We start from the raw sequence: 3,043 nt of genomic DNA, 5'->3' as shown, positions 1-3,043 counted from the left end.
ATCAATATTATTCGCGACATCAGAGAAATAGACCATTGAGCTCCTTAACATTTATCACAGACATAGAACGTAAAGCCCCTTTTTTGCTCATTTTTCTTTTTACAAATGTTCTAACTCAACGTCTATTCAGACAGGAATACACCGTGGATAAATATCAAGCTGCTTATGCCAAACGTCTAGAGAAGTTAAAGGGTAATCAATCTCCAAAAACGATAGCCCGTCTTTCGGCTTGGGAGGCATTTCTTAACAAAGAGTACGAACTCCAAGACTTAGAATACCAACTATCAGACGCAGCACACCTACACTATGAACAATCTCATGTGAAAAATGATATTTCTTTTAAGGCGTTCAAGCGGGCGTTCTATAACGAATCCATCAAAATCTACAACCTAACCGATGGCGCCTCTATACAGAAAGTATTCACTCCGCTGCTCGCATTAACGACAGTTTGGGTGCTATTTATCTGCTTTTTTGACAAGTGATCATCACTTTTATTAGAACAATAAACTTAGGGCGCTTGCATCATGATTCCAAGCGATAACCAGACGCACAACGCCCCACTTAAATATAAAAAAGGAGTTTGATCTTGTATGTCTAAGATGACACTTCTTTTAATTACAACAACGATCAGTATCGGAATTACAGGCGCCGCTTTCTGTGTGGGAGTGACATATTTATTCAGTGCGCTTTCACTAAATGAGCTGCTCAATAACCTGTAACTCCCTAGGCCTAATATGAAAAGGGCATCCATCGATGCCCTTTTCTTTTACTTAAGGAGATGCCCTAGCACTTAGGACCACTTGGGTATAAAACCGTTATGCGTTAAGCTGCATTCTATTCATCCAATAGGTAAAGAATGGAACACAGTGATGGAACAAGTAGGAGAGCGTGCGTTGATTGTCGAAGGTGGTGCGATGCGAGGTGTATTTTCTTGCGGCATACTCGATCATTTTCTCGCTAACGATTTCTCTCCATTTGATAGCTTTTGGGGCGTATCGGCGGGCGCAAGTAACTTGGCGGCGTATTTAGCTAAAATGCCCGGGCGCAACTTAAAAATCTATCTCGATTACAGTTTAAGGAAAGAATTCATCTCACCATCTCAGATTCTACGTGGTGGTGATATGATGAACTTAGATTGGATGTGGGACGTCACTCTCGAAGAGCTTGGCATCGACAAGTCCACACTAAAAGCGGATTCGAGACCTTTCTTTTTAGGCGTAACACGTCAAGACAATGGCCAAGCCGAGTACCATACTCCTAATGTCGACGAGCTCGGAGAAACAATGAAAGCCAGCAGCGCACTTCCCGTACTTTACCGAAATGGTGTCTTACTGAACGGTACCCGATACGTTGATGGTGGGGTTTCTGATGCACTTCCTGTCGCAGAAGCAATAAAGCGAGGAGCCAAAAAGATTATGGTTTTACGCAGTCAACCCTCTAGCTATCAAAAGCCGAAAGGAAAGTTCAGCGCACTAATCAAAGGGATGTTGAAAGAAACGCCAGGATTAATTGAGCCGATGTTGACGCGTGAAGTTCGCTACAATCAAACTTTAGCACTGATCGACAATCCACCATCGGGAGTCGAAATCATCCAAGTTTGTCCTCCCGAATCATTTAAATTAAAACGATTGAGTCGCTCGCCAGTACCATTGCGCCAAGCTTATGAGTTAGGTATTGAAGCAGGAAAAGAAGCCATCATGCGATGGAATCAGAAGTAGAAAAAAGCCACGTGGATTAGACGTGGCTAACGCAAATTCGATGGCAGTGGATTATCGTATTTGCTTCTGGTCGAGCCCAATAGTCAGGCTCAAAACTGTTGATAACTGCGCTACTCACAGAAAAGGGAGTTAGGATGTTGACGCTAGTAGGTTTCAAACAATCCTGAATTGTAGTCTTGGATTGCTTGTTCTATTTCTTCCATGCTATTCATTACAAAAGGGCCATAGTGAACCACTGGTTCATTGATTGGTTCGCCAATAAAAATCAGAGCACCACTCTTCTTTTCGGCTTGTAATTCAACCCATTCACCTTTCGATAGAATCGCCATTTCGCCTTGATTGATCTCACGATCTTTTAACTGAACACGACCTTTATAAACGTAGATCATCATGTTGTGGTCTTGCTCCGTGGTCAAATTCAAAGCGTGGCCAACCATCGCTCTCCAATCGGCCACCGTGGCAGCAACACCTGTTTCTGTTAGAGGCCCCTGAATACGTTCGTTGTTTATAGTCAGATGACCAGCAATCAAGCGCACAACGTCCGAGCTTTGAGTTTCGAATTCCGTTATCGTTTCAGGTTGAAAGTCATGATATTGAGCCGGTGCCATCTTATTTTTCGCAGGCTGGTTTATCCAAATTTGGAAACCATGCAATTCACCTTCCTGCATAATAGGCATCTCACTATGAATTACACCTCTTCCTGCCGCCATCCATTGAGCGCCACCAGAACGAAGCTCACCAACATTATCCATGTGGTCACGATGCTGGAAATGACCTTTCAACATATAAGTAAGCGTCTCGATGCCGCGATGCGGATGAGGAGGAAAGCCACCCACATAATCAGCACGGTCGTCAGACTTAAGTTCATCCATCATCAAAAATGGAGAAAAGCTCGCATTATTAAACCCTGCTACTCGACGAATTTTCACTCCGTCACCATCAGCAGTGGGTTGTGATTGAATAAGCTGACGAATTTCTCTGAATGTACTCATACTATTTCTCCTCGTTTACCTTTGTGGCCGCTTGCAAACCGCATGTTCAGCCATGGCTATCGATATGGTTCTATTTTAGATTGAAGAAAAATAATCATGAGCCTTGCTATTTGAGCTACTTATTCAAATTTTTCGAACAGTCCACTTATCCAAGCTGTCGACATATATTTAAAAATAAGTGTAGCTATTTCCTAAACAAGGTGTATAGTAGGCCTTGGCTCTTAGAAGAGAGCTGTTAATGCAACATTTAGTTTAAGTTTCCTCTCAGTAAAATCTTGAATCCCCCAATTCAGACACCTGCGTACAACTTCCTCTTGATTGAACATTCAATAG

At 42.7% G+C, this 3,043-nt stretch carries 3 protein-coding genes; 2 read left to right on the top strand and 1 reads right to left on the bottom strand.

Translation table 11 applies throughout. The annotated features are described in order from the left end of the window. The first annotated feature begins 143 nt into the window (after window positions 1-143). Together CAG69_RS02500 and CAG69_RS02495 are read left to right on the top strand one after the other, a co-directional pair. Window positions 144-482 carry a hypothetical protein gene (locus tag CAG69_RS02500; RefSeq protein WP_006741201.1) on the top strand — a complete coding sequence of 113 codons (339 nt, stop codon included), beginning with the start codon at window positions 144-146 and terminating at the stop codon, window positions 480-482. Window positions 483-869: 387 nt separating this feature from the next. Next, window positions 870-1,718: a patatin-like phospholipase family protein gene (locus tag CAG69_RS02495; RefSeq protein WP_161442577.1), complete on the top strand. Its 849-nt coding sequence runs from the start codon at window positions 870-872 to the stop codon at window positions 1,716-1,718. Window positions 1,719-1,861: 143 nt separating this feature from the next. Here CAG69_RS02495 and CAG69_RS02490 read toward each other — a convergent pair whose 3' ends face one another. Then, the gene (locus tag CAG69_RS02490) at window positions 1,862-2,710 is read right to left on the bottom strand and encodes a pirin family protein (RefSeq protein ID WP_161442575.1); all 849 of its coding nucleotides are present in this window, start codon (window positions 2,708-2,710) and stop codon (window positions 1,862-1,864) included. Window positions 2,711-3,043 lie beyond the last annotated feature (333 nt).

Origin of the sequence: Vibrio sp. V43_P6S15P86 (genome assembly GCF_009904725.1) — a bacterium.
In the GTDB taxonomy this organism is placed as follows: domain Bacteria; phylum Pseudomonadota; class Gammaproteobacteria; order Enterobacterales; family Vibrionaceae; genus Vibrio; species Vibrio diabolicus.
The sequence above is the reverse complement of the archived record's forward strand: the minus strand, read 5'-3'. Positions and strand labels throughout refer to the sequence as shown.

Excerpts from the sequence above, each read along its gene's own strand:
- CAG69_RS02495 (WP_161442577.1), top strand. The coding sequence starts at position 870 with ATGGAACAAGTAGGAGAGCGTGCGTTGATTGTCGAAGGTGGTGCGATG.
- CAG69_RS02490 (WP_161442575.1), bottom strand. The coding sequence starts at position 2,710 with ATGAGTACATTCAGAGAAATTCGTCAGCTTATTCAATCACAACCCACT.